This is a genomic window from Streptomyces sp. NPDC002209 (assembly GCF_042890265.1).
Taxonomy (GTDB): domain Bacteria; phylum Actinomycetota; class Actinomycetes; order Streptomycetales; family Streptomycetaceae; genus Streptomyces.
Window position 1 is genome coordinate 1 of record NZ_JBIARX010000008.1, and the last position, 26384, is coordinate 26384.

At 71.1% G+C, this 26384-nt stretch carries 26 protein-coding genes and 1 riboswitch; of the genes, 10 read left to right on the forward strand and 16 right to left on the reverse strand.

The genetic code is table 11. The annotated features are described in order from the left end of the window. Nucleotides 1-223 precede the first annotated feature (223 nt). Nucleotides 224-1432: an ornithine--oxo-acid transaminase gene (rocD, locus tag ACFYXK_RS17495; protein WP_389411890.1), complete on the reverse strand. Its 1209-nt coding sequence runs from the start codon at nt 1430-1432 to the stop codon at nt 224-226. A 146-nt stretch (nt 1433-1578) separates the two neighbouring features. After that, nucleotides 1579-1669, forward strand: a riboswitch (ZMP/ZTP riboswitch). A 35-nt stretch (nt 1670-1704) separates the two neighbouring features. Here rocD and glyA point away from each other — a divergent pair. The 4 genes from glyA (at nt 1705) to ACFYXK_RS17515 (ending at nt 5968) form a co-directional block, all read left to right on the forward strand. Continuing rightward, nucleotides 1705-2973 (forward strand): serine hydroxymethyltransferase, encoded by a 1269-nt coding sequence (gene glyA, locus ACFYXK_RS17500; RefSeq protein ID WP_389411891.1) that lies wholly within the window; start codon nt 1705-1707, stop codon nt 2971-2973. Between the two features lie 165 nt (nt 2974-3138). Then, on the forward strand, nt 3139-4152 hold the full coding sequence (gene trpS / locus ACFYXK_RS17505) for a tryptophan--tRNA ligase (protein ID WP_383505540.1): 1014 nt from the start codon (nt 3139-3141) through the stop codon (nt 4150-4152). Between the two features lie 120 nt (nt 4153-4272). Continuing rightward, the gene (locus ACFYXK_RS17510) at nt 4273-4890 is read left to right on the forward strand and encodes a 2'-5' RNA ligase family protein (RefSeq protein WP_389411892.1); all 618 of its coding nucleotides are present in this window, start codon (nt 4273-4275) and stop codon (nt 4888-4890) included. Between the two features lie 169 nt (nt 4891-5059). Continuing rightward, nucleotides 5060-5968 carry a YihY/virulence factor BrkB family protein gene (locus tag ACFYXK_RS17515; protein ID WP_389411893.1) on the forward strand — a complete coding sequence of 303 codons (909 nt, stop codon included), beginning with the start codon at nt 5060-5062 and terminating at the stop codon, nt 5966-5968. A gap of 47 nt (nt 5969-6015) precedes the next feature. On the opposite strand, the gene ACFYXK_RS17520 is transcribed toward ACFYXK_RS17515, so the two are convergent. Further along, the gene (locus ACFYXK_RS17520) at nt 6016-7272 is read right to left on the reverse strand and encodes a D-alanyl-D-alanine carboxypeptidase family protein (protein ID WP_389411894.1); all 1257 of its coding nucleotides are present in this window, start codon (nt 7270-7272) and stop codon (nt 6016-6018) included. A 121-nt stretch (nt 7273-7393) separates the two neighbouring features. Here ACFYXK_RS17520 and ACFYXK_RS17525 point away from each other — a divergent pair, with 121 nt between their 5' ends. The 3 genes from ACFYXK_RS17525 (at nt 7394) to ACFYXK_RS17535 (ending at nt 10683) form a co-directional block, all read left to right on the forward strand. Beyond that, nucleotides 7394-7654 (forward strand): SCO4848 family membrane protein, encoded by a 261-nt coding sequence (locus ACFYXK_RS17525; RefSeq protein WP_030154873.1) that lies wholly within the window; start codon nt 7394-7396, stop codon nt 7652-7654. Continuing rightward, nucleotides 7651-8973 carry a metallophosphoesterase gene (locus ACFYXK_RS17530; RefSeq protein ID WP_389411895.1) on the forward strand — a complete coding sequence of 441 codons (1323 nt, stop codon included), beginning with the start codon at nt 7651-7653 and terminating at the stop codon, nt 8971-8973. The genes ACFYXK_RS17525 and ACFYXK_RS17530 overlap by 4 nt, the downstream gene beginning before the upstream one ends. A gap of 150 nt (nt 8974-9123) precedes the next feature. Continuing rightward, on the forward strand, nt 9124-10683 hold the full coding sequence (locus ACFYXK_RS17535) for an ABC transporter substrate-binding protein (protein WP_389411896.1): 1560 nt from the start codon (nt 9124-9126) through the stop codon (nt 10681-10683). Nucleotides 10684-10703: 20 nt separating this feature from the next. Here ACFYXK_RS17535 and ACFYXK_RS17540 read toward each other — a convergent pair whose 3' ends face one another. The 5 genes from ACFYXK_RS17540 to ACFYXK_RS17560 all read right to left on the reverse strand — a co-directional run bounded on the left by ACFYXK_RS17540 (nt 10704) and on the right by ACFYXK_RS17560 (nt 15358). Beyond that, on the reverse strand, nt 10704-11435 hold the full coding sequence (locus tag ACFYXK_RS17540) for a TetR family transcriptional regulator (protein WP_383505523.1): 732 nt from the start codon (nt 11433-11435) through the stop codon (nt 10704-10706). A gap of 11 nt (nt 11436-11446) precedes the next feature. After that, nucleotides 11447-11884, reverse strand: coding sequence for a thiol-disulfide oxidoreductase DCC family protein (locus tag ACFYXK_RS17545; protein ID WP_389411897.1), 438 nt, complete (start codon nt 11882-11884; stop codon nt 11447-11449). A 3-nt stretch (nt 11885-11887) separates the two neighbouring features. After that, a complete protein-coding gene (locus ACFYXK_RS17550; RefSeq protein WP_383505517.1) occupies nt 11888-12292 on the reverse strand; it encodes a hypothetical protein in 405 nt (134 codons plus the stop codon). 88 nt (nt 12293-12380) lie between these two features. After that, nucleotides 12381-13379, reverse strand: coding sequence for a protein kinase family protein (locus tag ACFYXK_RS17555; RefSeq protein ID WP_389411898.1), 999 nt, complete (start codon nt 13377-13379; stop codon nt 12381-12383). A gap of 53 nt (nt 13380-13432) precedes the next feature. Further along, nucleotides 13433-15358: a bifunctional metallophosphatase/5'-nucleotidase gene (locus ACFYXK_RS17560; RefSeq protein WP_389412107.1), complete on the reverse strand. Its 1926-nt coding sequence runs from the start codon at nt 15356-15358 to the stop codon at nt 13433-13435. A 238-nt stretch (nt 15359-15596) separates the two neighbouring features. Between ACFYXK_RS17560 and ACFYXK_RS17565 the strand changes: the two genes are divergently transcribed. Further along, nucleotides 15597-16211: a CAP domain-containing protein gene (locus ACFYXK_RS17565; RefSeq protein WP_389411899.1), complete on the forward strand. Its 615-nt coding sequence runs from the start codon at nt 15597-15599 to the stop codon at nt 16209-16211. Between the two features lie 4 nt (nt 16212-16215). Here the strand turns inward: ACFYXK_RS17565 and ACFYXK_RS17570 are convergent, their stop codons facing one another. Beyond that, nucleotides 16216-16860 carry a Uma2 family endonuclease gene (locus tag ACFYXK_RS17570; RefSeq protein WP_389411900.1) on the reverse strand — a complete coding sequence of 215 codons (645 nt, stop codon included), beginning with the start codon at nt 16858-16860 and terminating at the stop codon, nt 16216-16218. A 168-nt stretch (nt 16861-17028) separates the two neighbouring features. Beyond that, on the reverse strand, nt 17029-17805 hold the full coding sequence (locus ACFYXK_RS17575; RefSeq protein ID WP_389411901.1) for an alpha/beta fold hydrolase: 777 nt from the start codon (nt 17803-17805) through the stop codon (nt 17029-17031). Between the two features lie 88 nt (nt 17806-17893). On the opposite strand from ACFYXK_RS17575, the gene ACFYXK_RS17580 reads away from it, so the two are divergent. Together ACFYXK_RS17580 and ACFYXK_RS17585 are read left to right on the forward strand one after the other, a co-directional pair. Next, complete coding sequence (locus tag ACFYXK_RS17580; protein ID WP_389411902.1) at nt 17894-18226, forward strand: hypothetical protein; 333 nt, start codon at nt 17894-17896, stop codon at nt 18224-18226. 1 nt (nt 18227) lies between these two features. Continuing rightward, nucleotides 18228-20723 (forward strand): DUF4132 domain-containing protein, encoded by a 2496-nt coding sequence (locus ACFYXK_RS17585; protein WP_389411903.1) that lies wholly within the window; start codon nt 18228-18230, stop codon nt 20721-20723. Here ACFYXK_RS17585 and ACFYXK_RS17590 read toward each other — a convergent pair. The 7 genes from ACFYXK_RS17590 to ACFYXK_RS17620 form a co-directional block, all read right to left on the reverse strand. Next, on the reverse strand, nt 20699-21265 hold the full coding sequence (locus ACFYXK_RS17590) for a hypothetical protein (protein ID WP_389411904.1): 567 nt from the start codon (nt 21263-21265) through the stop codon (nt 20699-20701). The genes ACFYXK_RS17585 and ACFYXK_RS17590 overlap by 25 nt on opposite strands. 42 nt (nt 21266-21307) lie before the next feature. Further along, nucleotides 21308-21949: a Uma2 family endonuclease gene (locus tag ACFYXK_RS17595; RefSeq protein WP_389411905.1), complete on the reverse strand. Its 642-nt coding sequence runs from the start codon at nt 21947-21949 to the stop codon at nt 21308-21310. A 154-nt stretch (nt 21950-22103) separates the two neighbouring features. Beyond that, nucleotides 22104-22862, reverse strand: coding sequence for a succinate dehydrogenase iron-sulfur subunit (locus tag ACFYXK_RS17600; RefSeq protein WP_030865238.1), 759 nt, complete (start codon nt 22860-22862; stop codon nt 22104-22106). After that, complete coding sequence (sdhA, locus tag ACFYXK_RS17605) at nt 22862-24616, reverse strand: succinate dehydrogenase flavoprotein subunit (protein ID WP_352213570.1); 1755 nt, start codon at nt 24614-24616, stop codon at nt 22862-22864. The genes ACFYXK_RS17600 and sdhA overlap by 1 nt, the downstream gene beginning before the upstream one ends. Nucleotides 24617-24639: 23 nt before the next feature. Continuing rightward, a complete protein-coding gene (locus ACFYXK_RS17610) occupies nt 24640-25122 on the reverse strand; it encodes a succinate dehydrogenase hydrophobic membrane anchor subunit (protein ID WP_389411906.1) in 483 nt (160 codons plus the stop codon). A 5-nt stretch (nt 25123-25127) separates the two neighbouring features. Beyond that, complete coding sequence (gene sdhC, locus ACFYXK_RS17615; protein ID WP_383505484.1) at nt 25128-25508, reverse strand: succinate dehydrogenase, cytochrome b556 subunit; 381 nt, start codon at nt 25506-25508, stop codon at nt 25128-25130. A 152-nt stretch (nt 25509-25660) separates the two neighbouring features. After that, nucleotides 25661-26266: a 2-oxo-4-hydroxy-4-carboxy-5-ureidoimidazoline decarboxylase gene (locus ACFYXK_RS17620; protein ID WP_389411907.1), complete on the reverse strand. Its 606-nt coding sequence runs from the start codon at nt 26264-26266 to the stop codon at nt 25661-25663. Nucleotides 26267-26384: the final 118 nt, after the last annotated feature.

Sequence of the window (26384 nt, forward strand, 5' to 3'; positions counted from 1 at the left end):
AGGTCGTCTCTTTCGGATCTTGCCGGTCAAGCCCGCGTCGTCTGGTGCCGTGCATCGCAAGGCGGAGGGGCGCCCGAGTACTGGACGTACTCGGGCGCCCCGACAACGCGGCGAGGTGCGGTGCCGGGCGGCGCGGGTCCGGCAAGATCCGGAAGAGACGGCCTAGCCGGGGGCACGGCCGGGTCCTGCTCGGTTCCCGGCCGTGCCCGCGGCGGATGCGGGCTCAGTCGGCGGCGAGCACGGACCGCAGCTGGTCCAGGCCCCAGTCCAGGTCCTCCTTGCTGATCACCAGCGGGGGCGCGATCCGGATCGTCGAGCCGTGCGTGTCCTTGACGAGAACGCCCCGCTCCATCAGCCTCTCGGAGATCTCCCGGCCCGTGCCGTGCCCCGGGTCGATGTCGACGCCCGCCCACAGCCCGCGCCCGCGCACGGCGGTCACCGCACCCCCGCCGACCAGCAGGTTCAGCTCCCGGTGCAGGTGGTCGCCGAGCTCGGTGGCGCGCTGCTGGTACTCGCCGGTGCGCAGCATCGCGATCACCTCCAGGGCGACCGCGCAGGCCAGCGGGTTGCCGCCGAAGGTGGAGCCGTGCTCGCCGGGCCGGAACACCCCGAGCACGTCCCGGTCGGCGACGACGGCCGAGACCGGGACCACGCCGCCGCCCAGCGCCTTGCCGAGGACGTACACGTCGGGCACGACCTCCTCGTGCTCGCACGCGAACGTCTTCCCGGTCCGGCCGAGCCCCGACTGGATCTCGTCCGCCATGAACAGGACGTTCCGCTCGCGCGTGAGCTCACGTACGCCGCGCAGGTACCCGGCGGGCGGCACCAGCACCCCCGCCTCGCCCTGGATCGGCTCCAGCAGCACGGCCACGGTGTTCGCCGTGACGGCCGCGGCGAGCGCGGTGAGGTCCCCGTACGGGACGATCTCGAACCCCGGGGTGTAGGGCCCGTAGTGGTCGCGGGCCTCGTGGTCCGTCGAGAAGCTCACGATCGTCGTCGTCCGGCCGTGGAAGTTGCCGGACGCGACCACGATCTTGGCCTGCCCGTCCGGGACGCCCTTGACCTCGTAACCCCACTTGCGCGCGGTCTTCACCGCGGTCTCCACGGCCTCCGCGCCCGTGTTCATCGGCAGCACCATCTCCTTGCCGCACAGCGCGGCGAGCTCGGTGCAGAAGTCGGCGAACCGGTCGTGGTGGAAGGCGCGCGACGTGAGGGTGACCCGCTCCAGCTGCGCCTTGGCGGCGTCGAGCAGACGCCGGTTGCCGTGGCCGAAGTTGAGCGCCGAGTAGCCCGCGAGCATGTCCAGGTAGCGGCGGCCCTCCACGTCGGTCATCCACGCGCCTTCCGCGGACGCCACGACGACGGGCAGCGGGTGGTAGTTGTGCGCGCTGTGGGCCTCGGCGGAACGCATGGCTTCAGCAGTTGTCGACACGGGGTCTCCGATCGTCGGTCAGGCGGGCCGGGTGACAGGGGTGACGAGGGTGGTGCCACCGGCGTCACATCACCTTGTATACGGCTATACGTCGCTCGTATACCGGACGGGGAAACCTTTCCTGTGGACCGCCCGCTAAGGTGGGCGGCACGCACGGCGACTGGCGTACGGAGAACCAACTCCGGGGGAGTCGTGCGCGCACGACCGCATTCAGGGCCGCTCGCCTGGGCCTCGCGGGGACGAGATCTGACATCGACCCCGGAGGAGCCGCCATGAGCGCGAGCCGCCACCCCGCCCTGCTTGCCACCGATCCCGAGCTGGCGTCCTACGTCACCGCCGAGGAATCCCTGCAGGCGCAGACCCTGCGCCTGATACCCAGTGAGAACTACGTGTCCGCCGCCGTGCTCGAGGCCTCCGGCACGGTGCTGCAGAACAAGTACAGCGAGGGCTACCCGGGCCGCCGCTACTACGAGGGCCAGCAGAACATCGACCGCGTCGAGGCGCTGGCCGTCGAGCGGGCGAAGGGCCTGTTCGGGGTGGACCACGCGAACGTCCAGCCGTACTCCGGCTCGCCGGCGAACCTCGCGGTGTACCTGGCCTTCGCCGAGCCCGGCGACACGGTGATGGGCATGGCCCTGCCGATGGGCGGGCACCTGACGCACGGCTGGGGCGTCTCGGCGACGGGGTCCTGGTTCCGGGGCGTGCAGTACGGCGTGTCCGCCGGGACGGGCCTGATCGACTACGACGCGGTGCGCGACCTGGCGCTCGCGGAGCGCCCGAAGATCATCTTCTGTGGTGGTACGGCGCTCCCGCGCACGATCGACTTCGAGGCGTTCGCCTCGATCGCCCGGGAGGCGGGCTCGGTCCTGGTCGCGGACGTGGCGCACATCGCGGGCCTGATCGCGGGCGGGGCGCACCCGTCGCCGGTGCCGCACGTGGACGTGGTCTCGACGACCACGCACAAGACGCTGCGGGGACCGCGCGGCGCGATGCTGATGTGCCGGGAGGAGCACGCGAAGGCCATCGACAAGGCGGTGTTCCCGGGCCTCCAGGGCGGGCCGCACAACCAGACGACGGCGGGCATCGCGGTGGCGCTGCACGAGGCGGCGCAGCCGTCGTTCGTGACGTACGCGCATGCGGTGGTGGCGAACGCGAAGGCGCTGGCCGCGGCCCTGCTGGAACGGGGCTTCGACCTGGTCTCTGGCGGTACGGACAACCACCTGATCCTGATGGACCTGACCTCGCGGGGGGTCCCGGGCAAGGTGGCGGCCAAGGCGCTGGACCGCGCCGGGATCGTGGTGAACTACAACACGGTCCCGTTCGACCCGCGCAAGCCGTTCGACCCGTCGGGCATCCGCATCGGCACGCCGTCGCTGACCTCGCGGGGCCTGGGCGTGGAGCACATGCCGGCGGTGGCGGACTGGATCTCCCGAGCGGTGGACGCCGCGTCCGCGTCGGACGAGGCGGCGCTGTCCGCGATCCGCACCGAGGTGGCGGACCTCCTCAAGGCCTACCCGGCTCCGGGCCTCCCCCTGTCCTGACCCGGCCCGTCCTCGCACACCGGACCGGCCGGAAATCCGGCCGGTCCGGCGTGCGGGGCGCGGGGGTGTCCCGCACGGAGTCCGGGGGCGGGGCCGGGGCGCAGCCGCGAGGGAATCCGGTCAGGTGCGGCCCGGCACGGCTCCGGTACCTGAGAGAATGGACCCATGGCTTCTGATCGTCCTCGCGCGCTCTCCGGTATCCAGCCCACCTCCGGTTCGTTCCACCTCGGGAACTACCTCGGAGCCATCCGCCAGTACGTCGCCCTGCAGGAGACGCACGACGCCTTCTACATGGTGGTCGACCTGCACGCGATCACCATGCCGCAGGATCCGAAGGATCTGCGCGCCAACACCCGGCTCTCCGCCGCGCAGCTCCTCGCCGCCGGTCTCGACCCCGAGCGCTGCACGCTCTTCATCCAGAGCCACGTTCCCGAGCACGCGCAGCTCGGCTGGGTCATGAACTGCATCACCGGCTTCGGCGAGGCCAGCCGGATGACCCAGTTCAAGGACAAGTCCGCCAAGGGCGGCGTCAACAACGCCACCGTCGGCCTGTTCACGTACCCGATCCTCCAGGTCGCCGACATCCTGCTCTACCAGGCGAACGCCGTCCCCGTCGGCGAGGACCAGCGCCAGCACATCGAGCTCACCCGCGACCTGGCCGAGCGCTTCAACCAGCGCTACGGCCAGACCTTCACCCTCCCCGCCGCGCACATCGTCAAGGAGGTCGCGAAGATCTACGACCTCCAGGACCCGACGATCAAGATGTCGAAGTCCGCGTCGTCCCCCAAGGGCCTGATCAACCTCCTCGACGAGCCCAAGGTCACCGAGAAGAAGATCAAGAGCGCGGTCACCGACACCGAGGCCGAGGTCCGCTTCGACGCCGAGCACAAGCCCGGCGTCAGCAACCTGCTCACGATCTACTCCACCCTCACGGGGGAGTCGGTCCCCGCCCTCGAGGCCCGGTACGAGGGCAAGGGCTACGGCGCGCTGAAGACGGACCTGGCCGGTGTGATGGTCGATTTCGTCACACCGTTCAAGCAGCGCACCCAGGAATACCTGGACGACCCGGAGACGCTGGACTCCATCCTCGCCAAGGGCGCGGAGAAGGCCCGCGCGGTCGCTGCCGAGACCCTGGCGCAGGCCTACGACCGCCTCGGCCTGGTCCCCGCGAAGCACTGACCCGGGGCTGACGGACCGGTCAGGGAAAGAGGCCCTGGCAATCCGGGGGGTGCTGGCCCCACACTGGGTCGGCAGGACCCGTACGCAACCTGTACGCACCAGACGACGGAGGAGACATACGTGGGGACCGTAACGCTCGGCGTTTCGATCGCGGTCCCGGAGCCGTACGGCAGCCAGCTCCAAGAGCTGCGCGCCGGCTTCGGGGACGCTGCCGCGCACGGCATCCCCACGCATGTCACCCTCCTCCCGCCCACCGAGGTCGACGCGGACCGGCTGCCGGAGATCAGGGCCCACCTGTCCGAGGTCGCGGCCGCCTTCGGCCCCTTCGCGATGCGGCTCGCCGGCACCGGCACGTTCCGCCCGCTCTCCCCGGTGGTCTTCGTCAAGGTCGTCGAGGGCGCTGCGGGCTGCACCCGGCTCCAGGGCCTGGTCCGCGACCCGGACGGGCCGCTCGACCGGGAGCTGGCGTTCCCGTACCACCCGCACGTCACCGTCGCCCACGGGATCTCCGAGGAGGCGATGGACCTGGCGTTCACGACCCTCGCCGAGTACGCGGCGCAGTGGACCTGCACGGGCTTCGCGCTCTACGAGCAGGGCTCGGACGGGGTCTGGCGCAAGCTGCGCGAGTACCCCTTCGGCAGCGGCCCGGTCACCGGCGTCCCGGCGCAGCTCGGGTCACCGGTCGACGAGGCGGCGGGGACCGCCGGTGTGGCCGAGACGGCCGTACGGCGCTCCTGACGGCGCGGCCTGAGCGTCTGGCGGGCGTGGAACCGGAGCGTGCGCAGGACCAGGGTGTGGAACGGACGGTCGTCCATCGGACGCGGTTCGCGAAAAGTCACAATCGACGACCGTAGTGCCCAAAACCGGCAATCCCGGCTATTTCCGTCGTCTCCTTTACGGTGACCTCATGGACTGGCTGACGAAACTCCCTGTGATCGGGCCTCTCGTGGTCCGGCTGATGCGGACGCACGCGTGGCGTGCCTACGAACGCCTCGAACGTGTCCACTGGAGCCGGCTCGCCGCCGCGATCACGTTCATCAGTTTCCTCGCGCTGTTCCCGCTGATCACCGTGGCCGCCGTGATCGGCGCGGCGCTGCTCAGCCAGGACCAGCTGGACCGGCTCCAGAAGAACCTCGCCGAGCAGGTCCCCGGCATCTCCGGGCAGCTCGACATCGACGGCCTCGTCGCCAACGCGGGCACGATCGGGCTCGTCGCCGCCGCCCTCCTGCTCGTCACCGGCATCGGGTGGGTCGGCTCGATGCGGGACTGCCTGCGCGTCGTGTGGGACAAGGACGACGAGGACCTGGGCAATCCCGTCCTGCGCAAGGGCAAGGACGGGCTCGTGCTCGTCGGCCTCGGCGGCGTGGGCCTGTGCTCGGCCGCGGCCTCGATCCTCGGCTCCAGCGCGGTCGGCAAATTCGGCGGCTGGCTGGGCGTGCCGCAGCACGGCGCGGGCGGCGCGTTCCTGCGGGCCGCAGCCTTCCTCGTCGGGGTCGTGGCGGCGTTCCTGATCCTGCTCTACGTGCTGACCCTGCTGCCTGGCGTCGAACCGCCGCGCCGCAGCCTCATCCAGGCGGCCCTCCTCGGCGCGGCCGGCTTCGAACTGCTGAAACTGCTGCTCAGCGGCTATATGCGCGGGGTCGCCGCGAAGAGCATGTACGGGGCCTTCGGCGTGCCGGTCGCCCTGCTGATCTGGATCAACCTGATGGCGAAGCTGCTGCTGTACTGCTCGGCCTGGACGGCCACCCGCGCCGCCGCGGACGGCGACGGCGCGGAGGACCCCGAGAAGCCCGCGGACCAGGAGCAGGAGGCCTAGGCGGCCCGGCGGCCGGGCGGCCCGGCCGCCGGGCAGGCCCGGCCGGCCTAGGACGCCTGGTCGCCGCCCCCGCTGCGGCGGCCGCGCGGGCCGCGCGGCCAGCGGCGGTTGACCGCGTACGCCCCGCCCGCGATCACGGCCAGCGCCCCGCCCGCGACGCCGAGCGCGGTGCCGACACCGCCCCCCGCGCCCCCGCCGGCCGCCGAGGAGCTGTTCTCGTGGGACTGGGCGGGGGAGCCGAGCGAGGAGGTGTCCGCGCTCTTCGGCGGGACCAGCTCGCCCACCGGCTTGACCTTGCCGATCGCCGCGAAGCCCCAGTCGAAGAGGCCGGCGGTCTCCTCGTAGACGGAGTTCAGCCCGCCCGCGCTCGGGTTCATCACCGTGACCAGCAGCTTCTTGTTGCCCTGCTGCGCCGCGCCGGTGAAGGTGGAGCCGGCCATGGTGGTGTTGCCGTTCTTCACCCCGGCGATGCCCTTGTACGGGGAGAGGCCGCTCGCGCCCGTCATCAGCCGGTTGGTGTTCTGGATCTCGAAGTACTCGCGCGGCTTCCCGGGCTCCTGCCGTCCGGGGAACTTCGCCTCCGCCGTCCCGCAGTACTCGCGGAAGTCCTGCTTCTGCAGGCCGGAGCGGGCGATGAGGGTGAGGTCGTACGCGCTCGACACCTGCTCCGGAGCGTCGTACCCGTCGGGGGACACCACGTGGGTGTCGAGGGCCTGGAGTTCCTCGGCGTGCGCCTGCATGTCCTTGACGGTCTTGTCGATGCCGCCGTTCATGGCGGCGAGCACGTGCACGGCGTCGTTCCCGGACCGCAGGAACACCCCGAGCCACAGGTCGTGCACGGAGTACTCGTGGTCCTCCTTGACCCCGACCAGGCTGGAGCCGGCGCCGACGCCCTCCAAGTCCTGGTCGGTGACCTTGTGGACCTTGTCCTTCGGGAGGCCGGGCAGCACCGTGTCCGCGAAGAGCATCTTCAGGGTGGAGGCCGGGGGCAGCCGCCAGTGCGCGTTGTTGGCGGCCAGGACCTCGCCGGTCTCGGCGTCGGCCACGATCCACGAACGCCCCGTCAGGTTCGTCGGCAGGGCGGGGGCGCCGGCCAGCGGGTTCACCTGGACCCCCGGCTTGCCGAGCAGGGCTCCGCCGACGGTGGACATCGACGCCGGCGGCCCGGCTGCGGCCGGGGCCTTGGGCGGCTGGCCCTTCCCGTCCGTCGGCGGGGTGGGCGCGGCGTGCGCGGGCACCACGAGCATCGCGGGGACCAGCAGCCCGGCGGAAAGGACCGTCAGCGCGGTCTTCTTGGCAGACACGCAGGTGAAAGTACATCCCGATCGGCGCTCCGCCGTCAGGGACCGGCCAACATGGCCGAACCACCGCCGGTACAGCCCACCCCGACGCGTCCGTCCTGGGGACCAAACCGATACTGGGGGCATGAAACTCAGCCGCGCCGTCTCCTGGTTCCTGCTCGCCTTCGGAGTGTGGAGCTGGTTCATCTGGGCAACTTTCGTCCGGAACCTGTGGAAGGACGCCAGTGGTCTGGCATTCGACGCGGCGGGCGAGCCGACGGCCTACTTCTGGGTACACCTTCTCCTGGCCATCGCCTCCTTTCTCCTGGGGACGGCCGTTGGTGTGATCGGGTTGCGCGGAGTCCTCGCGCTGCGGCGTGAATCACGCCGGGGCCCGGACGCGTGAAGACCGCGATCTTCGCGGTGATCGCGGTGCTGGTCCTGGCCCTGCTGGTGCTGGTCCACCGCTGGCTGTGGGTCCGTCTGGTCCGCGATACGACGGGCCCGCGCGCCACGGCCCGCCGGATCGGCACCGTCCTCGCGTTCACCCTGCCGCTCCTCTCGCTGGCCGCCCTCACCACGGGCCGCGCCGGCGCCCCCTTCTGGCTCCAACAGTCCGTGGCCTGGCCGGGTTACATGTGGCTGGCGATCCTCCTGTACCTGGCGCTGGCCATGCTGGTGGCAGAACCCGTCCGGGCCCTCCTGCTGCGCCGAGGACACCCTTCCCCCGCCGGGCACTCCCGGCCCGGCCGGCGTGCGGGCCGCGGCGTCCGGGGCGGAGCCCCCGGGAACGGCGGAACGGCCGGTGGGGGAGAAGCCCCGCACGGCCCTGCGACCGCCCTCGACGACCCGCTCCCGCCCGAGGAGGAGCAGAGCCCGGCGGCCCAGGGCCCCGCAGGGGCGACCCGCCGCCAGTTCGTCGCCCGAGCGGTCGGCGGCGCAGCCGCCCTCGCGGCGACCGGGACCGTGGCCACCGGCACGTACGGAGTCCTGCGCGGCCCCCGCGTCAAGCGCGTCCAGGTCCCCCTCGCCAAGCTCCCCCGCGCCGCGCACGGCTTCCGGATCGCCGTCGTCAGCGACATCCACCTCGGTCCGGTCCTCGGCCGCGCCCACACCACCCGCATCGTCGAGACGGTCAACCGCACCCAGCCCGACCTCATCGCGATCGTCGGCGACCTCGTGGACGGCAACGTCCACGACCTCGGCAGCGCCGCCGAGCCCCTGCGCCGGCTCCGCGCGCGGCACGGCTCGTACTTCGTCACCGGCAACCACGAGTACTTCTCCGGGGCCCAGCAGTGGATCGACCACGTCCGCGAGCTCGGCCTCACGCCCCTGGAGAACGCCCGCCGGGCGCTCCCGTACTTCGACCTCGCCGGGGTCAACGACGTGCAGGGGGAGACCGAGGGCCACGGCCCGGACTTCACCGCCGCCCTCGGCGACCGCGACCGGGCCCGCGCCGCCGTGCTCATGGCCCACCAGCCCGTCGTCATCCACGACGCCGTCCGCCACGGCGTCGACCTCCAGCTCTCCGGCCACACCCACGGCGGTCAGCTCTGGCCGGGCAACTACCTCGCCGAGCTCGCCAACCCCACCGTCGCCGGCCTCGAGCGCTACGGCGACACCCAGCTCTACGTCTCCCGCGGCGCCGGTGCCTGGGGACCCCCGGTCCGGGTCGGCGCACCCTCCGACATCACGGTCGTCGAACTCGCCTCATACCAGGCCTGACCGGTCGCAACCGGTAACGACCCGCCGCGAATCGGCCTTCCCGGCGTCCGATTTCCGTGATGGGATGACCGTTAATCGGACATGGGGAGCCGATTGACGGTCAGACCCAGGGCATGCGCATGCCCTGGACGGGGTGGGGTGGGGTCAAGGATGAAGGCTGTCCGCACGAAGGTCATCGCGGTCGGGCTGGTGATCGGCGTGGCCGGTGTCGGTGCCTGGCAGCTGCTGCCCGAGGAGGGCCGCGGCAGCGGGACCGCCCTGCGGGTCGGGACGAGCGACGCCGTCTCCTCCCTCGACCCCGCCGGGGCGTACGACGCCGGCTCCTGGGCCCTGTTCGGCAACGTCTACCAGTCGCTGCTGACCGTCAGGTCCGGCTCCGGCACCCCGGTCCCGGATGCGGCATCCGCGTGCAAGTTCATCGGCCAGAAGCTCACCACGTACCAGTGCGAGCTCCGCCCCGGCCTGAAGTTCGCGGGCGGCCGCGCCGTCACCGCCGAGGACGTCAAGCACTCGTTCGACCGCATCAAGGCGATCAACTCCGACCAGGGCCCGGCTCCCCTCTTCAACACCCTGGAGTCGGTCGAGGCCGAGGACCGCACCGTCACCTTCCACCTCTCCGCGCCCGACGCCACCTTCCCGTTCAAGATCGCGACGGGTGCCGGTTCGATCGTCGACAAGGAGAAGTACCCGGCGAAGGCCCTGCGCGAGGACGGCAGGGCCGACGGCTCCGGCCCCTTCACCCTCGGCGCGTACCTGCCCGGCACCAGCGCCGAGCTCAAGCCCAATCCGGGCTACCTGGGCCAGGCCAAGCCCGCCGGGACGGCCGTCACGGTCCGGTACTTCAAGGACTCCGCCCAGCTCAACCAGGCCTGGCAGGACCACCAGATCGAGGTCGCCCACCGCGACATGCCGCCGGACGTGCTCGCCGGCCTCAATCCCGGCCTGAAGGACACCCGCTACCAGGCCTCCGGCGGCACCGAGACCCGCAGCATGGTCTTCAACGTCCGCCCCGGCTCCGCCGCCGCCCCGCTCGCCGTACGCCAGGCCGTCGCCGCCGTCATCGACCGCCCGAAGGTGGCCGGAGCGGTCCACAAGGGGACGGTGACCCCGCTCTACTCGCTCGTCCCGGCCGGTATCGCCGGCCACAGCACGCCGTTCTTCGACACCTACTCGTCGCCCAACGGCGCCACCGCGAAGAAGCTGCTCAAGGACGCCGGGATCACCGCCCCGGTCTCCTTCACCCTCGGGGTGAACGCGCGCGGCGCGAACGTCCCGGAGGCCGAGGAGATCGCGAAGCAGCTCCAGTCCACCGGGCTCTTCCGGGTCGAGATCAAGGTGGTCGACCGGTGGGCCGACTTCCAGAAGGCTTACGCGGCCGGTGAGTTCGACGCCTACACCATCGGCTGGATCGCCGACTTCCCGGACGCGGACAACTTCCTCGCCCCGCTCGTCGGCGCCGACTCCAGCATGAACAACGGCTTCTCCGACAAGGCCGTGGGCGACCTGATCGCCCGTACCCAGTCCTTCTCGGACCGCGCCCAGGCCTCCGGCGACTTCCGCGAGCTCCAGAAGCTGGTCGCCCAGCACGTCCCGATGCTGCCCATCTGGCAGAAGAAGGACTACGTCATGTCCCGAGACGCCGTCTCCGGAGCCCAGTACCTCTCGGACGGCACCGGGGTCTGGCGCCTGTGGGAACTCGACTGGCTCTAGCCGGGCGGCTGCGCCGACCGCTATGCGGGCTCGGGGTCCGGGTCGGAGGCCCGCTTCTTCTTCGACACCACCGTCTGCGCCATGCCCGGCAGGAAGTCCGCGAACAGCTCGTGGACCTCGCGCACCAGCGGCCGCAGCACCCGGAACCGGGCCAGGACGATGCCCCGCGTCGTCAGCTGCGCGCCGCGCTCCGCGAGCCGCCGCGTCTTCTCGCTGTTCGGTGACCGGTCGAAGACCCAGTACAGGACGAGCCCCATCTGCGAGAGCCACATCAGCTCCGGCAGTACGTCGGCCAGCTCGTCCGGGACCTTCGTCTTCGCGCCCGCCAGCACCTCGCGGTGCATGTCGATCGCGGCCTTGCGCGCGGGTTCCGATTCGGGGGAGAAGGGGCTGAGCGGGCTCTCCGGGTCCGCCGCGTTCTTGAAGAACTGGGAGGCGAACTCGTGGTACGGCGCCGCGATGTCCAGCCAGCTCGTCAGCACGCCCGCGAGCCGCTTCTGCAGATCGGTCTCGCTGTCCAGGATGGGCCGGACCGCCGCCTGGTGCGCGGCGCCGATCCGGTCGTAGAACCCCTGGACGAGGTGTTCCTTGGACGCGAAGTAGTAGTAGGCGTTGCCGACCGAGACCCCTGCCTCCTTGGCGATGGCCCGCATGGTCGTCTTGTCGAAGCCGCGCTCCTGGAAGAGACGGAGCGCGGTTTCGAGGATGAGCGTGCGGGTCTGCTCGCTCTTGGGAGCCTTCTGATCAGTCACGGTGCACGAGCCTATCCGGGTACGGCGCAGTGGTCGTCACAGGCCGGTGCCTCCGGCTCCACTTCACCCTCCGGACCGGGCCCGGTCCGTACGGCCTGCCGCCATGCCGAGGCCGTGTACATGGCGGCCCGGGCGAAGGGCCGGCCCGCCGGGGTGGCGAGCCAGTTCGCCTTCGGCCGGTGCTCCACCAGCGCCCACAGGCACACGATGAAGGCGTCGGTGCCGGTCCACACCTGCCCGGCGTCCCCGATGACGGTGATCTCGCGGAGCGTCGCCGCGTGGTCGAGCTGCGGGTAGCGCCGCTGCGCCTCGTAGGACCCGGCCGGGATCAGCCGGAGCGGTACGAGCCAGCGCTGCCCGAGGAGCCAGTGCCGGATGTGGACGCAGAGCGGGCAGTTGGCGTCGTACAGCACGGTCAGGTGGTGCGTGGCCTGCGTTGCCGTGGCCATCGCTCAGGCCCCGGCGGGAGCGGTCCACCCCTGCGGGGCGACCGGCGGGGTCTGCTGGCGCTCCATGATCCCGCGGCGGCGCATCTTGTTCAGCACCCAGACGTTCCCGAGGTGCATGACGCCGAGGACGAGCAGGACGACACCGAGCTTGACCGACAGGGCCTCGAAGAGCTGGCGGGCCGTGTCGATGCCGACGTCCGAGCGCAGGTACAGCGTCACGAAGCCGATGTTGACGAGGTAGAAGCCGACCACCAGCAGGTGGTTCACGGCGTCCGCGAGCTTCTCGTTCCCGTGCAGGACGTCGGCGATGAAGATGCGCCCGTTGCGGCTGAGCGTACGGGCCACCCAGACGGTCAGCGCGATGCTGATGAGCAGGTAGATGACGTATGCGACGACGGTGAGGTCCATGCCCTCGCCCCCCTTGAACGTGTTCAACTTGTTGGCAGGACTGACTGTAGACCTCTTTTTGAACAGGTTCAAGCCTTCTGGGGGAGGGCTACGCCGAGGCGTCCGCGACCTCCATCGCCGGGAACGGCGTCCGCTTGCTCTCCGTCACCAGCCGCCGGTGGAATCCCGCCATCACGAGCCCCGTAGCGGCGTGCCGGTCGAGCAGCGCGGCGGCCTCGGCGGGCACCCCGCCGCGCCCGCGCCCCGCGATCCACTCCCGCAGGAAGGCCTCGTGCTCCAGGTCGTCGCGCTCGCCGGCGCCGGGCAGGTGGTACCGCAGGAGATGGCTCGCGGTGTACGCGCGGTCGTAGTTCAGGTGCTCCGACAGGAACCGGGCCTCGTCGGGCGCCAGCTCGAAGCGGGTGCTGAGCGCGAGCCCGAAGTCGGCGAAGTGGACGAGCCCCCCGTCGGTCAGGACGTTGTGGAAGTGGGCGTCGAAATGGACCAGCCCGCGCGAGCTCATGAACTCCGCACCGCGCAGCAGGGACCGGTCCGCCCAGTCGTACGCCGGGTGTTCGGCCAGCCAGCTGCCGAGCCGGTGCGGCACGTGCTCCAGGAAGAGCACCAGGCTGTACGAGGCCCGCCCGATGGCCTCCAGCCGCCGGCGCACCGCGTCCGATCCCTCCCACCGGGCGACGGCCGCGTCGATGCCGTCGCCCCCGGGCGGGGAGTCGGGCAGTACCCGCCAGTGGTACATCAGCGGGAACCCCTCGTACGCGCCCTCGATCACCCAGCCGGTGGTCATGGCGTGCACGGCCAGCTCCCGCCAGGCCCCGAACCCGGCCGAGCCGACCCCGTACTGGTAGTGCAGCGGCAGTCCGAAGAGGTTCGCGGTGGACCGTACGTTGCGCGCCAGCAGCTCGATGTCGGTCAGCGGCACGCGCTTGACGAAGACCCGGGTCCCGTCGAGGTCCAACTCGGCGGACCGGCCGCCGATACCGGATCCGAGGGGTGTCGCGGCGGCCGTCAGCGCGCGCAGCCGGTGGTCGCTCAGCAGGGACAGGCGGGCGGAGACGGCGGCGTACGCCGTGAGTCGTTCTCGGTGCATCCGGCCGACGCTACCGGCGGGCACGTCACACCCCGGTCACCTTTTCCGGCGGATCAGCAGGGCGGCCGGAAGCCCTCGCGATCGGTACGGGGACGGTCCGCCGAGACGATCGCGGCCTCGGGGCGGGGCATGGGGCTGCCGTCGGGGAGGAGGAGGGGGGCGGGTTCCAGGACGATGCCGACCTCGGCGCCCCGGCGGGTGGTGTTGGCGGCGGTGACGCGGTTCAGGGGTGCGGGCGTGAGGGTCTGCGTCTCGCGGACGTACGCGACGAAGCTCTCGAAGTCGCGCTGGTGGCGGTACGGCGCCTGGAAACCGTCCAGCGCGCCGTAGCCGTCGTTCGCGAGGAAGGTGTACGAGGGGGACGCGAGGCGGTAGGTGCCCGTGAGGTCGAGCGCGGCGCCGTCGATGAACACGTCCGCCGGGTTCACGCGGTCGCCGACCCTGCCCAGGGTGTTGAAGGTGTAGCGGACGTTCTTGGAGACGGCCAGGGGCGCGAACAGCAGCTCCCCGCTCGCCGCGGTCGTCCACTGCTGCTCGAGCGCGTCGTGGATCTGCTGCCCGGTCACCGTCGCGCTGACGATCGGGTCGCCGAAGCCGACGGCCTTCCAGGCGCGGCCGAAGGTGACGGCGCCGCCCGAGGCCGTATCGCGGACCAGGTCGCCGGCGATGACGGCCTGGCCGACCCGTGGTGCCGCCGCGACCAGGGCGAGCTGGGCCGGGACGTTGGGGTGGACGTTGGCGTCGTTCTCGGGGTCGGTCGGGCGGCGGCCCGCCCACAGCGCCCAGTCGGCGACGAGGTCGCCCATGGTGCTCTCGCCCGCGGTGTTGCGGGTACGGACGAACGATCCGGTCTGCTTCCCGATCCGGGTGGCGTCGCGGGCCGCGGCCTGGCCGGCCCAGTGGTCGACGACCTCCTTGAGGGCCGGATCGGGGGTGACGTCACGGGTGTTGGGGTGGTTCGTCGAGACGGTCAGCTCGCGGATCACCCGGCCGGTGGCCGGGTCGAGGCGGAGGTTGATCTCGTTGATGAGCTGGCCGTAGCAGCCGGCCTCGACGAAGGGGCGGGGGACGCCGTTCGGGTCCGGGACCATCATGTTGAACCGGGTGTGCCAGTGGCCGGTGACGATGGCGTCGATGTCGGGGGAGACGCGCAGCGCCAGGTCGAGGGCCGGGCCGGAGGGGTCGGTGCCGCTGTTGAAGTCGCCGCCCGCGACCGCCCCGTCGTGCATGCTCAGCACGATCGCGTTGACGCCCTGGGCCTTGAGCAGCGCCGCGTACCGGTCGGCGGTGGCGACCTCGTCGAGGGTGGCGAGGCCGGGCTGGTAGGAGCCGGGGAAGAGCTCGGTGCCGAGGGCGGTGAGGTGGATGAAGCCGATCTGCAGCTCCTGGCCGGTGGTCGTGCGGACCTTCTCGATGTTGTACGCGGGCAGGACGGTACTGCTCCGGTCGGCGGTCCGGACGACGTTGGCGCTGTGGTAGCGGAAGCCGGAGCCGTGGAAGCGGGCGCCGGAGGAGTCGGTGAAGGTGGCGTCGCGGCCCTCGACGGGGAAGGGGACGCCCTGCTCCATGTGCCGTTGCAGGAAGGCGGGGGACTTGTCGAACTCGTGGTTCCCGGCGGTCGCGAAGTCGAGGCCCATCCGGTCCAGGGCCTCGATGGTGGGCTCGTCGGCGAAGGCGGCGGCGTCGAACTCCCAGCCGGAGAAGGAGTCTCCGGGGGTGAAGAAGAACGAGTTGAGCCGGCCGTCGCGGAGGCGGGCGAGGTGGGCGGCCATGTAGGCGACTCCGCCGACGGTGTAGGTACGGCCCCCGTTCCCGCTGATGGTGGCATTGCTGCCGGGGGCGGCCTGGAGGTAGCCGTGCAGGTCGGTGATGTTGAGGAGCTGTACGTCGACGTACTCGACGGCGGAGGCCGCGTCGCGCGCGTGGTCGGTGGCGTGGGCGGGGATGCCGGTGGCGAAGGTGGCTGCGGCGGTTCCCATGGCGGTGAGGAACGTGCGCCGCCCGAGGTGGTGAGAACTGTGGTCCGGATACACGGTCTTGGAGTGCGAGTGCCTCGTCACGGGGGAATGGTCCCGCCGGGCGGGGCCGGTGTCGATGCGCCGGGCCGTACGCCTTCCGGTACGCCTGCCCGTACGTCCGCCCGGGGCCCGGATGGCGGGTCGGCAGGGCCGGTGGCAGCCTGGAGGGGCGGGGGCGTGAAAGGGGAGGTGGACCTCCTTGAGCAGGCACGCTTCACTCATCCGCACCGCGCGGACCCTGGCGGTGGCAGGAATCCTGTCGGCTCCGCTCGTCCCGGTCTCGGCGGCGCCGGCGACGGCCGCCACGTGCGACGCCGCGGCCGCGGCCCGGGCCCCGACCAGCAGCAACGACAGCGCCGCGCGGAACGCGGTGATCTGCCTCATCAACGCCCAGCGCACGCAGCGCGGGCTGCCGGCCCTCACCGTGAACCAGGCCCTGACGAACGCGGCGCAGCAGCACTCCGCGGCTGCCGTCCAGCTGAAGTGGTGGGGGCCGGGCAAGGATTCGCACACCAACCCGCAGACCGGTTCGACACCGGGTACCCGGATCAAGGCCGCGGGCTACTGCCCGAACCCCCGGTCGTGGGGGGCCGCCGAGATCACGTACACGGGCTGGGGCGGCGGCTCGGGCACCCCGAACGCCGCGGTCAACTGGTGGGTGAACGTGAGCACGTACGGCCACCGCGAGCGGGTCCTCGACCCGTCGATGCGGGAGATCGGTGCCTGGGCCCAGCCGGGCGCGGCGGACCGCGCCGGAGCCGGCGCGAGCCAGGCCGGCACGTACGTCGTGACGTTCGGCCGCTGCCAGCAGTGACCGGTCACCCGGCGTCGGGATCCTGCGGGGCGCGCTTCTTCGCCTGAGGCCGGCCGGCGGCCAACAGCTCCTCCACGTCGAGCGTGACCTTGGCACCGAGGCTGTCGGGCAGGACGGCCAGCTCGCCGGGCGCGTACACCCGGTGGCTCCCGTACTCGCCCCCGGCGGGCTCGGTGAGGACGTGCACCCGCTGATGCTTCCGGTTCACGATCACGTAGATCGGGATCACGGCCTGCGCGTACGCGCCGACTTTGAAGCGCAGATCGGTGTTGAAGTTGCTCGACGTGACTTCGAGGACGAGGCGGAACACGACCGGGTCGTAGCAGTTGTTCTTGACCAGGTGCTCATCGCTGTCTGCATCGACGACGACGAGGTCGGGGATGGCATAGTCGTCCGGCCCGTCCGGCAGCCAAAGTCCGATGCTCTGGTGCACCTCTGTCTCCCCGTCGTCCAGACCTGCTGCGACGAATGGTCGGGTGATCTTGTTCAGCACCCTGGAGTGGGGGATGTCCGCAGGCGGCGTCACAGTGAGCTGGCCTCCGATGATCTCGACGCGGTAGCCAGGGTTCTGCTCCATGAGCCTGTTGGCCTCCTCGAGCAGCGTCAGCGGCCGGTCCTCGTCTGCGTACTCGACGGGTGCTGCGGACATCTCGGGCCTCCCGTGGGCTGGGTCGAGAGCATCATCGTAGGACGACGCGACCGGCTCTTGTCGTATCTGGACGGTTCACCGGACCGGGTGCGGCGAGGCGACGCCAGCTCGGCCCGAGCGGCGAGGTGCGGGGGCCGTGGCACGCGGTCAGGGGCTCCGGGCCGGGCATCACCGCAGGAAGTCCAGTAGCAGGGCCGTGGTGTCCTGCGGGCGTTCCAGGGACGGGAGGTGGCCCGCCCAGGGGAGTTCCAGGTGGCGGGCGCCGGGGATGCGCTGCGCGAGATCGGCGGCGATGTCGCGGAAGTCCTCGACGTCGTGGGCCCCGCCGATCGCGAGGGTCGGGGCGGTGACCGCCTCGAGGTCGATCTCGTGCTCCGGGAGCTCGTGGTGCTCCTCCACGGTCAGCGCCACGTCGAAGATGCGGCGCTGCATGGTCCGTACGAGCGCGCGGGCCTCCTCGTCCGCCGACGGGCCGAGCCAGGTCTCCACCATCAGCTCCACCGCGCCCGCGACGTCCCCCGCCTCCAGCAGCGCGTCCTCCGCGTCGGCGACCTTCCGCAGGGCCGGGCCGCGCTGCTGCGCGGGGACGGCCGAACAGAGCAGGGCCAGCGCGGACACCCGCTGCGGGTGCAGGGCCGCTATCCCCAGGGCGACGCGGCCGCCGTATGAGGACCCGGCGAAGGCGGCCCGTTCGATGCCGAGGGAGTCCAGCAGGTCCAGTACGTCGTCCGCGTCGCGGTACGGCGCGACGGCCGGCGGCGAGTCCCCGCAGGTGCGGAAGTCGGCCCGGACGACCCGGAATCCGGCCTCGGCCAGCGGGCCCCACTGCGGCTCCCACATCCGGCGGTCGCAGACGGAGGAGTGCAGGAGGACCAGCGCCGGGCCGTCCGCCGGACCGGCGACGTCATGCGCAAGGAGGGGGTTCACGAGGTTCACGGGAGTCATGGGGGCATCCTGTCCGAGACGCCCGCCGACCGCCCCTGGATATCGGGCAGCCGATCCGCTGTCAGAGGACCCCCTTACGCTCCTGGGCATGGGAATGGTGACCTTCGTCGACGAGACGACAGCGGGCGGCCGGGGCGACGGCTGGGAGTTCGAGGTGGCCGAGGAGCGGCTCGCGCTGCGCGAGCTGATCCGGCGGCGGGTGTTCCAGGAGGTCGCCGAGCGGCGCGCCGCGGCCCTCGTGCCGCAGAAGGACCAGCCCGATGCCCACGAACAGGCCGAGCTCGCACTCACCGCCTTCGGACGCAACGGGTTCCTCGTGCTCGTCGGGGACCGCCAGGTCACCGATCTCGACGAGGTCGTCGACCTGCCCCTCGGCACGGAGGTCACGTTCCTGAAGCTCGTCGCCCTGGTGGGTGGCTGACATGGCCGGGAACAGGAACACGAACAAGGGATACGCCGAGGGCGTCCACCGCGCCCTGGCACAGGAAGACGCCGCAGAGCTCGCCACCGCGCTGCTGAAGGCCGCCATCCACTACAGCGGCCACTGGGGCAACGGGGAGGCGGCCCAGGTGATCGGCGCCGTCCGCGCCCGGCCGGTGGAGTTCCGGCAGCGGCTCGTGGACCGGCTGGCCGACACCTGCCGCTCCCTGGCGGAGGACTCCCCGGCCCGGGTGAACGCGCTGGCCCTCATCGCCGCCACCGGACGGGACCTGCCCGGGGGCGACCCGCTCCCCGCCGAACGGCTGGCCCAATTCGACGCGCTGGGCCGGATGGGACAGGTCCACTACTACGGATGGGCCTCGGAGCTGGTCCTCGCCGAGCTGGACGCGGGCCGCCCGATCCCGCCGGCCGCCGTCGCCACCCTGCGCCGCAGCGCCCTGGTCGCGTACGGGTACCGGCCGGTCGTCGAGCTCGCGCCGCGGCTGACGGAGCCCGTCCTCAACGTCGGCGAGGCGTGGGCGGACCGGGCGCTGGCGGACGGGACCCGCTGGCACGCCCTGCTCGCCCACGCGGTGACCGCGACCGCGGCCAAGCCCACGGGCAAGTGGGAGAAGACCGGCCGGGCCCTGATCAAGGAGGCCGGGGAGGACGCCGTGCGCGAACAGCTCCTCGGCTGGCTCCGGCTCGTCGGCGCGCCCCGCACCCACGCCCTGGACGAGGTGGGGTACGGGCCGAACCCGAACGACGTGTGGGACACGTACAACGCCAACGCGCTGCGCGGACTGGCCTGGCTGCTGTCCTTCCTGCCCCCGCACCCGGACATCGCACGCGCGCTCGGCGCGCTCGTCGAGAGCTCGCTGCGCAAGGTCGCGGGCCTCGGCCCGCGGGGCCCCAAGGTGGCCAACGCCGCAGTCACCGCCCTGTCCCGCATCGACAGCGAGGCCGCCCTGGCCGAACTGGCCCGGCTCGCCACCCGCGTGACGTTCAAGGGCACCCTCAAGATGCTGGACTCCGCCCTGGAGGCGCGCGCCACCGCGCTCGGGCTGAGCCGGGAGGAGATCGAGGAACTCGCCGTGCCTGCCTACGGGCTGACGCGCGTCGGGCAGGCCGAGCACGCGCTCGGCGCGACCACCGCCCTCCTGGAGGTCCGCGGCTCCAAGGCGCTGCTCTCCTGGCGCAGTGCCACGGGCAAGGCGGTCAAGGGCGTCCCGGCGGCCGTGCGCCGCGACCACGCCGAGGAGCTCAAGGAGCTCAAGGCGGCCGTCAAGGACATCGACAAGATGCTCGGGGCGCAGGCCGAGCGGCTGGACCGGCAGTTCCTCGCCCGGCGCACGTGGACGTACGGGCAGTGGCGCGAGCGCTACCTCGACCACCCCCTGGTCGGCACCCTCGCCCGGCGCCTGCTGTGGGTGGTGGACGGCACCCCCGTCGGCTTCGCCGACGGCGAGGCGCGCACCCTCACGGACCGACCCGTCACCGAGGGCGCCGAGGTGACCCTCTGGCATCCCATCGACCGCGAGCCGGCCGAGGTCGCCGCCTGGCGGGACTGGCTCGAACGGCACGGCATCACCCAGCCGTTCAAGCAGGCCCACCGCGAGGTGTACCCGCTCACCGACGCCGAGCTCCGCACGGGCACGTACTCCAACCGCTTCGCCGCGCACTTCCTGCGCCAGCACCAGTTCCACTCGCTGGCCGCGGTCCGCGGCTGGCGCAACAAGCTGCGCCTCGCCGTGGACGACACCGCGCCGCCCGCCGTGCGCGAGCTGCCCCGGTGGGGGCTCCGCGCCGAGTACTGGATCGAGGGGGACACCGGGGACGGCGAGTACGAGGACATCACCGACTCGGGCAGCTTCCTGCGGCTGCGCACCGACCAGGTGCGCTTCTACCCGATCGGCGCCCCGCAGAACTCGGCGCACGCCTGCGGCGGCGAGTACACGATGTGGCTCCGCAACGGCGAGGACCCGGTCGACCCGCTCCCGCTGTCCGAGGTCCCCGCACTCGTGCTGAGCGAAGTCCTGCGCGACGTCGACCTGTTCGTCGGCGTGGCCAGCGTCGGCAACGACCCGACCTGGCAGGACGGCGGCCCCGCGGGCCGCTTCCGGGACTACTGGACCTCGTACGGATTCGGAGAGCTGAACCAGAGCGCCGAGACCCGCCGGCTCCTGCTGGAGCGGCTGGTCCCGAGGCTGGCCATCGCCGACCGGTGCCGGATCGAGGGGCGGTTCCTGCACGTGCGGGGCGAGCTGCGCACGTACCGGATCCACCTCGGGTCGGGGAACATCCTCATGGATCCGGGCGACCAGTACCTGTGCATCGTCCCGGCGGGGCGCGCGGCCCCCGGGACGGAGACCGGCTACCTGCCCTTCGAGGGGGACCGGACGCTCGCCCTGATCCTCAGCAAGGCGGTGATGCTGGCGGACGACACCGGCATCACCGACCCGACCGTCACCCGTCAGATACTGAGGGAACGGGCGTAGTTGATCTGGTTCATCACCCAGGGGAACGTTCCCGCATCGACCGCCGGGATCATCGTGGAGTGGTGGCGTCCGCCGCTGGTGACGGTGACCTGGATGTAGCCGGTGGTGGTCTTCTCCTTCATCAGGAGGAAGAGCAGGCCGAGCAGGCAGAACAGGAAGAAGACGATCGCGAGCACGATCGCGTGCGCCGGGATCTTCGTCTCGGTGCGCGAGAGGTCCGAGGCGTTCCACATGGCGCCCTTGAGCGGCATCGGGCCCGAGGGGGTCATGATCTGGTCCCCGGCGATCGTGATGTCGCCGAGGGCGAACCCGGACCCGCCGCCGTACGCCTGGGGCTGCGCGGGCGGCATCACCGGGGGCAGCCCGGGGGCCGGGATGCCGGCGCCGCCGACGGTCGGCTGGTACCCGGGCGCGGGCGGAGTGGCCGGGTACCCGTACCCGGGGGCCCCCGGAGTCGCCGGATATCCCTGCGGGTATCCATAACCCGGGCCCCCTGGGGCCCCGTTGTCACCTGAGTACGGGTTCGGCTGCTGCTCGCTCATGCGCTCGATCTTTCCACAGCCCCGCCCGGACTCGTACCCCGATCAGGCGAGGCCGTTCTCCTCGCTCTCGGGCTTGCGGCGCGCCGCAGTGAGGACGGCTTCGACCTCCAGGGTCACCTTGGCGCCGACGGAATCGGGGAGTGTGACGAGCTCACCGGGGGCGTGGACGCGGTGGGTGGCGTACTCGTCCGTCACCGGGTCGGTGAGCACGTGCAGGCGGTTGTGCCGACGGTCGACGATCACGTAGACCGGGACCTTGGCGTTGGCGTAGGCGCTGACCTTCGTCCGCAGGTCAGTCTTGTAGTTGCTGGAGGTGACCTCCAGGACCAGGCGGAAGGAGACGGGGTCGTAGCAGTTGTTCTCGACGAGGTGGTCTTCGAAATCCGCGTCGACCACGGCGAGGTCCGGGATGGCGTAGTCCTCGCGCCCGTCGGGGAGCCAGATGCCGATCGCTTGGACGACCTTCGACTGTTCTCCGTGCAGCCCCGCCGTGAGGAAGGGCAACATGAGATCGGTCAGGCCCCGCGCGTGGGCGCCGTCTGCCGGTGGGGACACGAGGATCTGTCCTCCGATGATCTCGACTCGGTAGCCGGGGAGCCGCTCCATGAGCGCGTTGGCTTCATCGAGGAGCGAGCGCTCGGCCTGCGGCTCGCCGTAGGGCTGCTCAGCGGGTGCTGCGGACATCACGTGCCTCCCGTGGGCTGCTGTCGAGAGCATCATCGTAGGACGGAACCGGCTCCCGCGGCCGGAAGCCGCGTGGTCACCCGAACGGGCGAGGGCCCCGCCCCCCGGAGTGGATCCGGGGTGCGGGGCCCTCGTACGAACGCAGACCGCCAGGTCAGAAGCGGCGCGTGATCAGGGCGCGCTTGACTTCCTGGATCGCCTTCGTGACCTCGATGCCGCGCGGGCAGGCATCGGTGCAGTTGAAGGTCGTGCGGCAGCGCCACACGCCGTCCTTGTCGTTCAGGATCTCCAGGCGCTGCTCGCCGGCCTCGTCACGCGAGTCGAAGATGAAGCGGTGCGCGTTGACGATCGCCGCCGGGCCGAAGTACTGCCCGTCGTTCCAGAACACCGGGCACGACGAGGTGCACGCCGCGCACAGGATGCACTTCGTGGTGTCGTCGAACCGCTCGCGGTCCTCCGCCGACTGCAGGCGCTCGCGCGTCGGCTCGTTCCCCTTGGTGACGAGGAACGGCATGACGTCGCGGTAAGCCTGGAAGAAGGGCTCCATGTCGACGACGAGGTCCTTCATCACCGTGAGGCCCTTGATGGCCTCGACCGTGATCGGCTTCTCCGGGTTGATGTCCTTGATCAGCGTCTTGCAGGCGAGCCTGTTCTTGCCGTTGATCCGCATCGCGTCGGAGCCGCAGATGCCGTGCGCGCACGACCGGCGGAAGGTCAGCGTGCCGTCGAGGTCCCACTTGATCTTGTGGAGACCGTCGAGCACGCGCTCCTTCGGGTCGATCTCGATCTGGAAGTCCTGCCACTGCGCCTCGTCCGAGATCTCGGGGTTGAAGCGGCGGATCCGGAAGGTGACCGTGATGTACGGGGAGGCCGCGGCCGCCTCTTCCATCTTTTCCAGGGTGGGGGTAGCCATCAGTACTTACGCTCCATCGGCTGGTAGCGGGTCGTCACGACCGGCTTGTAGTCGAGCCGGACCGAGTCCGAGCCATCGGCTCCGACCTCGCGGTACGCCATGGTGTGGCGCATGAAGTTGACGTCGTCGCGGTTCGGGTAGTCCTCGCGGTAGTGACCGCCGCGGGACTCCTTGCGCGCGAGCGCGGACACGGCCATGACCTCGGCCAGGTCGAGCAGGTTGCCCAGCTCGATGGCTTCCAGCAGGTCCGTGTTGAAGCGCTTGCCCTTGTCCTGGACGGACACGTTCTTGTAGCGCTCGCGCAGCTCCGCGATCTTCTCGACCGCGGTCTTGATGGTCTGCTCCGTACGGAACACCATCACGCAGGCGTCCATCGTCTCCTGGAGCTCCAGGCGCAGGTCGGCGACCCGCTCCTTGCCCGTGGAGTTGCGCAGGTGCTCGACCAGGTCGACGACCTGCTGCGCCGGGTTCTCGGGGAGCTCGACGTAGTCGTTCTCCTGCGAGTACTTCGCCGCGGCGATACCGGAGCGCTTGCCGAACACGTTGATGTCCAGCAGCGAGTTGGTGCCGAGGCGGTTGGCGCCGTGCACGGAGACGCAGGCGACCTCGCCGGCCGCGTACAGGCCCGGGACGACGGTGGTGTTGTCCGCCAGGACCTCACCCTCGACGTTCGTCGGGATGCCGCCCATGGCGTAGTGCGCGGTGGGCTGGATCGGGATCGGGTCCGTGTACGGCTCGATGCCCAGGTAGGTGCGCGCGAACTCGGTGATGTCCGGGAGCTTCGCGTCGAGCTGCTCCGGCGGAAGGTGCGTCAGGTCCAGGTACACGTGGTCGCCGGCCGGACCGCAGCCGCGGCCCTCGCGGATCTCGGTGTAGATGGAGCGCGAGACGACGTCACGGGACGCGAGGTCCTTCATGACCGGCGCGTACTTCTCCATGAAGCGCTCGCCGTCCTTGTTGCGGAGGATGCCGCCCTCACCGCGGGCGCCCTCCGTCAGCAGGATGCCCATGCGCCAGATGCCCGTCGGGTGGAACTGGAAGAACTCCATGTCCTCGAGCGGCAGGCCGCGGCGGTAGCAGGCCGCCTGGCCGTCACCCGTGAGGGTGTGCGCGTTGGAGGTCACCTTGAAGAACTTGCCGGTGCCGCCGGAGGCGTAGATGACGGCCTTCGCCTGGAACACGTGGATCTCGCCGGTGGCGAGCTCGTACGCGACCACACCGGCCGACTTCTTGACGCCGTCCTCCTCGACGAGGAGCTGGTCCAGGACGTAGAACTCGTTGAAGAACTCCACGCCCTCCTTGACGCAGTTCTGGTACAGCGTCTGGAGGATCATGTGGCCGGTGCGGTCCGCGGCGTAGCAGGACCGGCGGACCGGGGCCTCGCCGTGGTTGCGCGAGTGGCCGCCGAAGCGGCGCTGGTCGATGGTGCCGTCCGGGGTGCGGTTGAACGGCAGGCCCATCTTCTCCAGGTCGAGGACCGCGTCGATGGCCTCCTTCGCCAGGATCTCGGCGGCGTCCTGGTCGACCAGGTAGTCACCGCCCTTGACCGTGTCGAAGGTGTGCCACTCCCAGTTGTCCTCTTCCACGTTCGCCAGCGCGGCGGCCATGCCGCCCTGCGCGGCGCCCGTGTGGGAGCGGGTGGGGTAGAGCTTCGTCAGCACCGCGGTGCGGCTGCGCTTCGTCGACTCGATGGCGGCGCGCATGCCGGCGCCACCTGCGCCGACGATGACGGTGTCGTACTTGTGGATCTTCATTGGATTCGCCTCAGCCCCGTTGCCTAGCGGATGTTCGGGTCGAAGGTGAAGATCACCAGCGTGCCCAGAAGGATGGTGAACACCGTGGCGGTGTAGAGCAGGCCCTTCAGCCACAGCCGCGTGTTGGCGCGCTCCGCGTAGTCGTTGATGACGGTACGCAGGCCGTTGGCGCCGTGCAGCATGGCCAGCCACAGCATCAGCAGGTCCCAGACCTGCCAGAACGGGGACGCCCAGCGGCCGGCCACGAAGGCGAAGCCGACCTTGGAGACGCCGCCGTCCAGCACCAGCTGGATGACGAGGTGGCCGATGACCAGGACGACGAGGACGATGCCCGAGAGGCGCATGAAGAGCCACGCGGCCATCTCGAAGTTGCCGCGGGTCGAGCGCGGGGTCTTGCCCGTGCGCTTGCGCGGGGCCTCGATGTACGGCGCCGGGTTGTCGACGTCGTAGAGGCTCACGCCCTCCACGTCGCCGATGGCCTGGGCGGCAGAAGTGTCAGAAGACATGCGTGTCACTTCCCGAACAGTTCAGCAGCTGCGTGGCCGAGGACGGGGTACAGGGCCCCGCCCATCAGGACGATCCAGACGGCCATGACGGTCCAGAGCATCTGCTTCTGGAGACGGGGGCCCTTGGACCAGAAGTCCACGGCGATCACACGGAGACCGTTGAGCGCGTGGAAGAGGATGGCGGCCACGAGGCCGTACTCCATCAGCGCGACGATCGGAGTCTTGTAGGTAGCCACGACATCGTCGTACGCCTCGGGGGAGACGCGGACGAGAGCGGTGTCGAGGACGTGTACGAACAGGAAGAAGAAGATGAGGACGCCGGTGACTCGATGAGCCACCCAGGACCACATTCCTTCCCGGCCGCGGTACAACGTTCCAGCCGGCACGGAAAACCCTCCGGAAGCGGGGCGGGGGCCAGCCGGCTTCTTTGTCGGTCGGGCCCGGCCGGGTACGGTCCTCCGGCCCCGGACATCGTAGCGACGCTTTGTCGGTTCCCTCGCGCCGGGTCCATCGGTGTGATCAAACAGGCACGGACGGACTATCCCACAGGGGCGAATAGCCCTGAATCCGCGGCGGAAACCCCGTCCGGCGAGGTCAGCCAATGTGTCAGGTCGGCGAGCCGGACCTGGGCGAGGCGGCGCAGCTCGTCCGCCGAGATCGACCGCTCCTCGTCCGCCTCGAGCTCCATCCGCCGCCGGATCGCGGCCAGCAGCTGGTCCGCCTGCTCCTCCGGCGGATGCCCGTCCAGGCAGATCACGAAGGCGTGGCCGAATTTGCGCTCGTACTCCGCATGGGCCGCGTCGAGCGCCAGGAGTGCGGCGTACGAGGCCCCGTGGTCCAGCTCCACCGGGAACTCCGAGGCCAGCGCCTCGCTCAGGTCCGCCTGGGAGAGGTCGTACGAGGCCTCGTCGGCGGCGGCGAGCAGCGCACCGGGATCCGGGTAGGGGCGGTGGGCCGCCACCCGCTGGGCCCAGCGCCGGCTCCCGCAGCAGTGCAGCAGGACGGCCTCGGAGGCTTCGGGGGAGAGGGCGTTGAACCGCGCCAGCCCGGAGACGTGAGAAGGATCGGAGCTGCCGCGGGCCTGTGCCGGAAGGTGGCTGGACAGCGGGGGGCTCCTCGGGGCGCGGCGCGGGTGTACCGCCACGCTAGCGACGCCGGGCCGGGTGTGTCGTACCCATCCGGGCTTTTCACCCGGAAGTGAGCCGAAAGGATGACGTGATGACGCGTGGCTCGCCGGAAGGCCGGGAGCGGCGGCGGTGCGG

Bases quoted from the DNA above. Each gene is read 5' to 3' on its own strand.
- glyA (WP_389411891.1), top strand. From the start codon at position 1,705: ATGAGCGCGAGCCGCCACCCCGCCCTGCTTGCCACCGATCCCGAGCTG.
- trpS (WP_383505540.1), top strand. From the start codon at position 3,139: ATGGCTTCTGATCGTCCTCGCGCGCTCTCCGGTATCCAGCCCACCTCC.
- ACFYXK_RS17515 (WP_389411893.1), top strand. From the start codon at position 5,060: ATGGACTGGCTGACGAAACTCCCTGTGATCGGGCCTCTCGTGGTCCGG.
- ACFYXK_RS17525 (WP_030154873.1), top strand. From the start codon at position 7,394: ATGAAACTCAGCCGCGCCGTCTCCTGGTTCCTGCTCGCCTTCGGAGTG.
- ACFYXK_RS17535 (WP_389411896.1), top strand. From the start codon at position 9,124: ATGAAGGCTGTCCGCACGAAGGTCATCGCGGTCGGGCTGGTGATCGGC.
- ACFYXK_RS17545 (WP_389411897.1), bottom strand. From the start codon at position 11,884: ATGGCCACGGCAACGCAGGCCACGCACCACCTGACCGTGCTGTACGAC.
- ACFYXK_RS17550 (WP_383505517.1), bottom strand. From the start codon at position 12,292: ATGGACCTCACCGTCGTCGCATACGTCATCTACCTGCTCATCAGCATC.
- ACFYXK_RS17555 (WP_389411898.1), bottom strand. From the start codon at position 13,379: ATGCACCGAGAACGACTCACGGCGTACGCCGCCGTCTCCGCCCGCCTG.
- ACFYXK_RS17560 (WP_389412107.1), bottom strand. From the start codon at position 15,358: ATGGGAACCGCCGCAGCCACCTTCGCCACCGGCATCCCCGCCCACGCC.
- ACFYXK_RS17570 (WP_389411900.1), bottom strand. From the start codon at position 16,860: ATGTCCGCAGCACCCGTCGAGTACGCAGACGAGGACCGGCCGCTGACG.
- ACFYXK_RS17575 (WP_389411901.1), bottom strand. From the start codon at position 17,805: ATGACTCCCGTGAACCTCGTGAACCCCCTCCTTGCGCATGACGTCGCC.
- ACFYXK_RS17580 (WP_389411902.1), top strand. From the start codon at position 17,894: ATGGGAATGGTGACCTTCGTCGACGAGACGACAGCGGGCGGCCGGGGC.
- ACFYXK_RS17585 (WP_389411903.1), top strand. From the start codon at position 18,228: ATGGCCGGGAACAGGAACACGAACAAGGGATACGCCGAGGGCGTCCAC.
- ACFYXK_RS17590 (WP_389411904.1), bottom strand. From the start codon at position 21,265: ATGAGCGAGCAGCAGCCGAACCCGTACTCAGGTGACAACGGGGCCCCA.
- ACFYXK_RS17595 (WP_389411905.1), bottom strand. From the start codon at position 21,949: ATGTCCGCAGCACCCGCTGAGCAGCCCTACGGCGAGCCGCAGGCCGAG.
- ACFYXK_RS17600 (WP_030865238.1), bottom strand. From the start codon at position 22,862: ATGGCTACCCCCACCCTGGAAAAGATGGAAGAGGCGGCCGCGGCCTCC.
- sdhA (WP_352213570.1), bottom strand. From the start codon at position 24,616: ATGAAGATCCACAAGTACGACACCGTCATCGTCGGCGCAGGTGGCGCC.
- ACFYXK_RS17610 (WP_389411906.1), bottom strand. From the start codon at position 25,122: ATGTCTTCTGACACTTCTGCCGCCCAGGCCATCGGCGACGTGGAGGGC.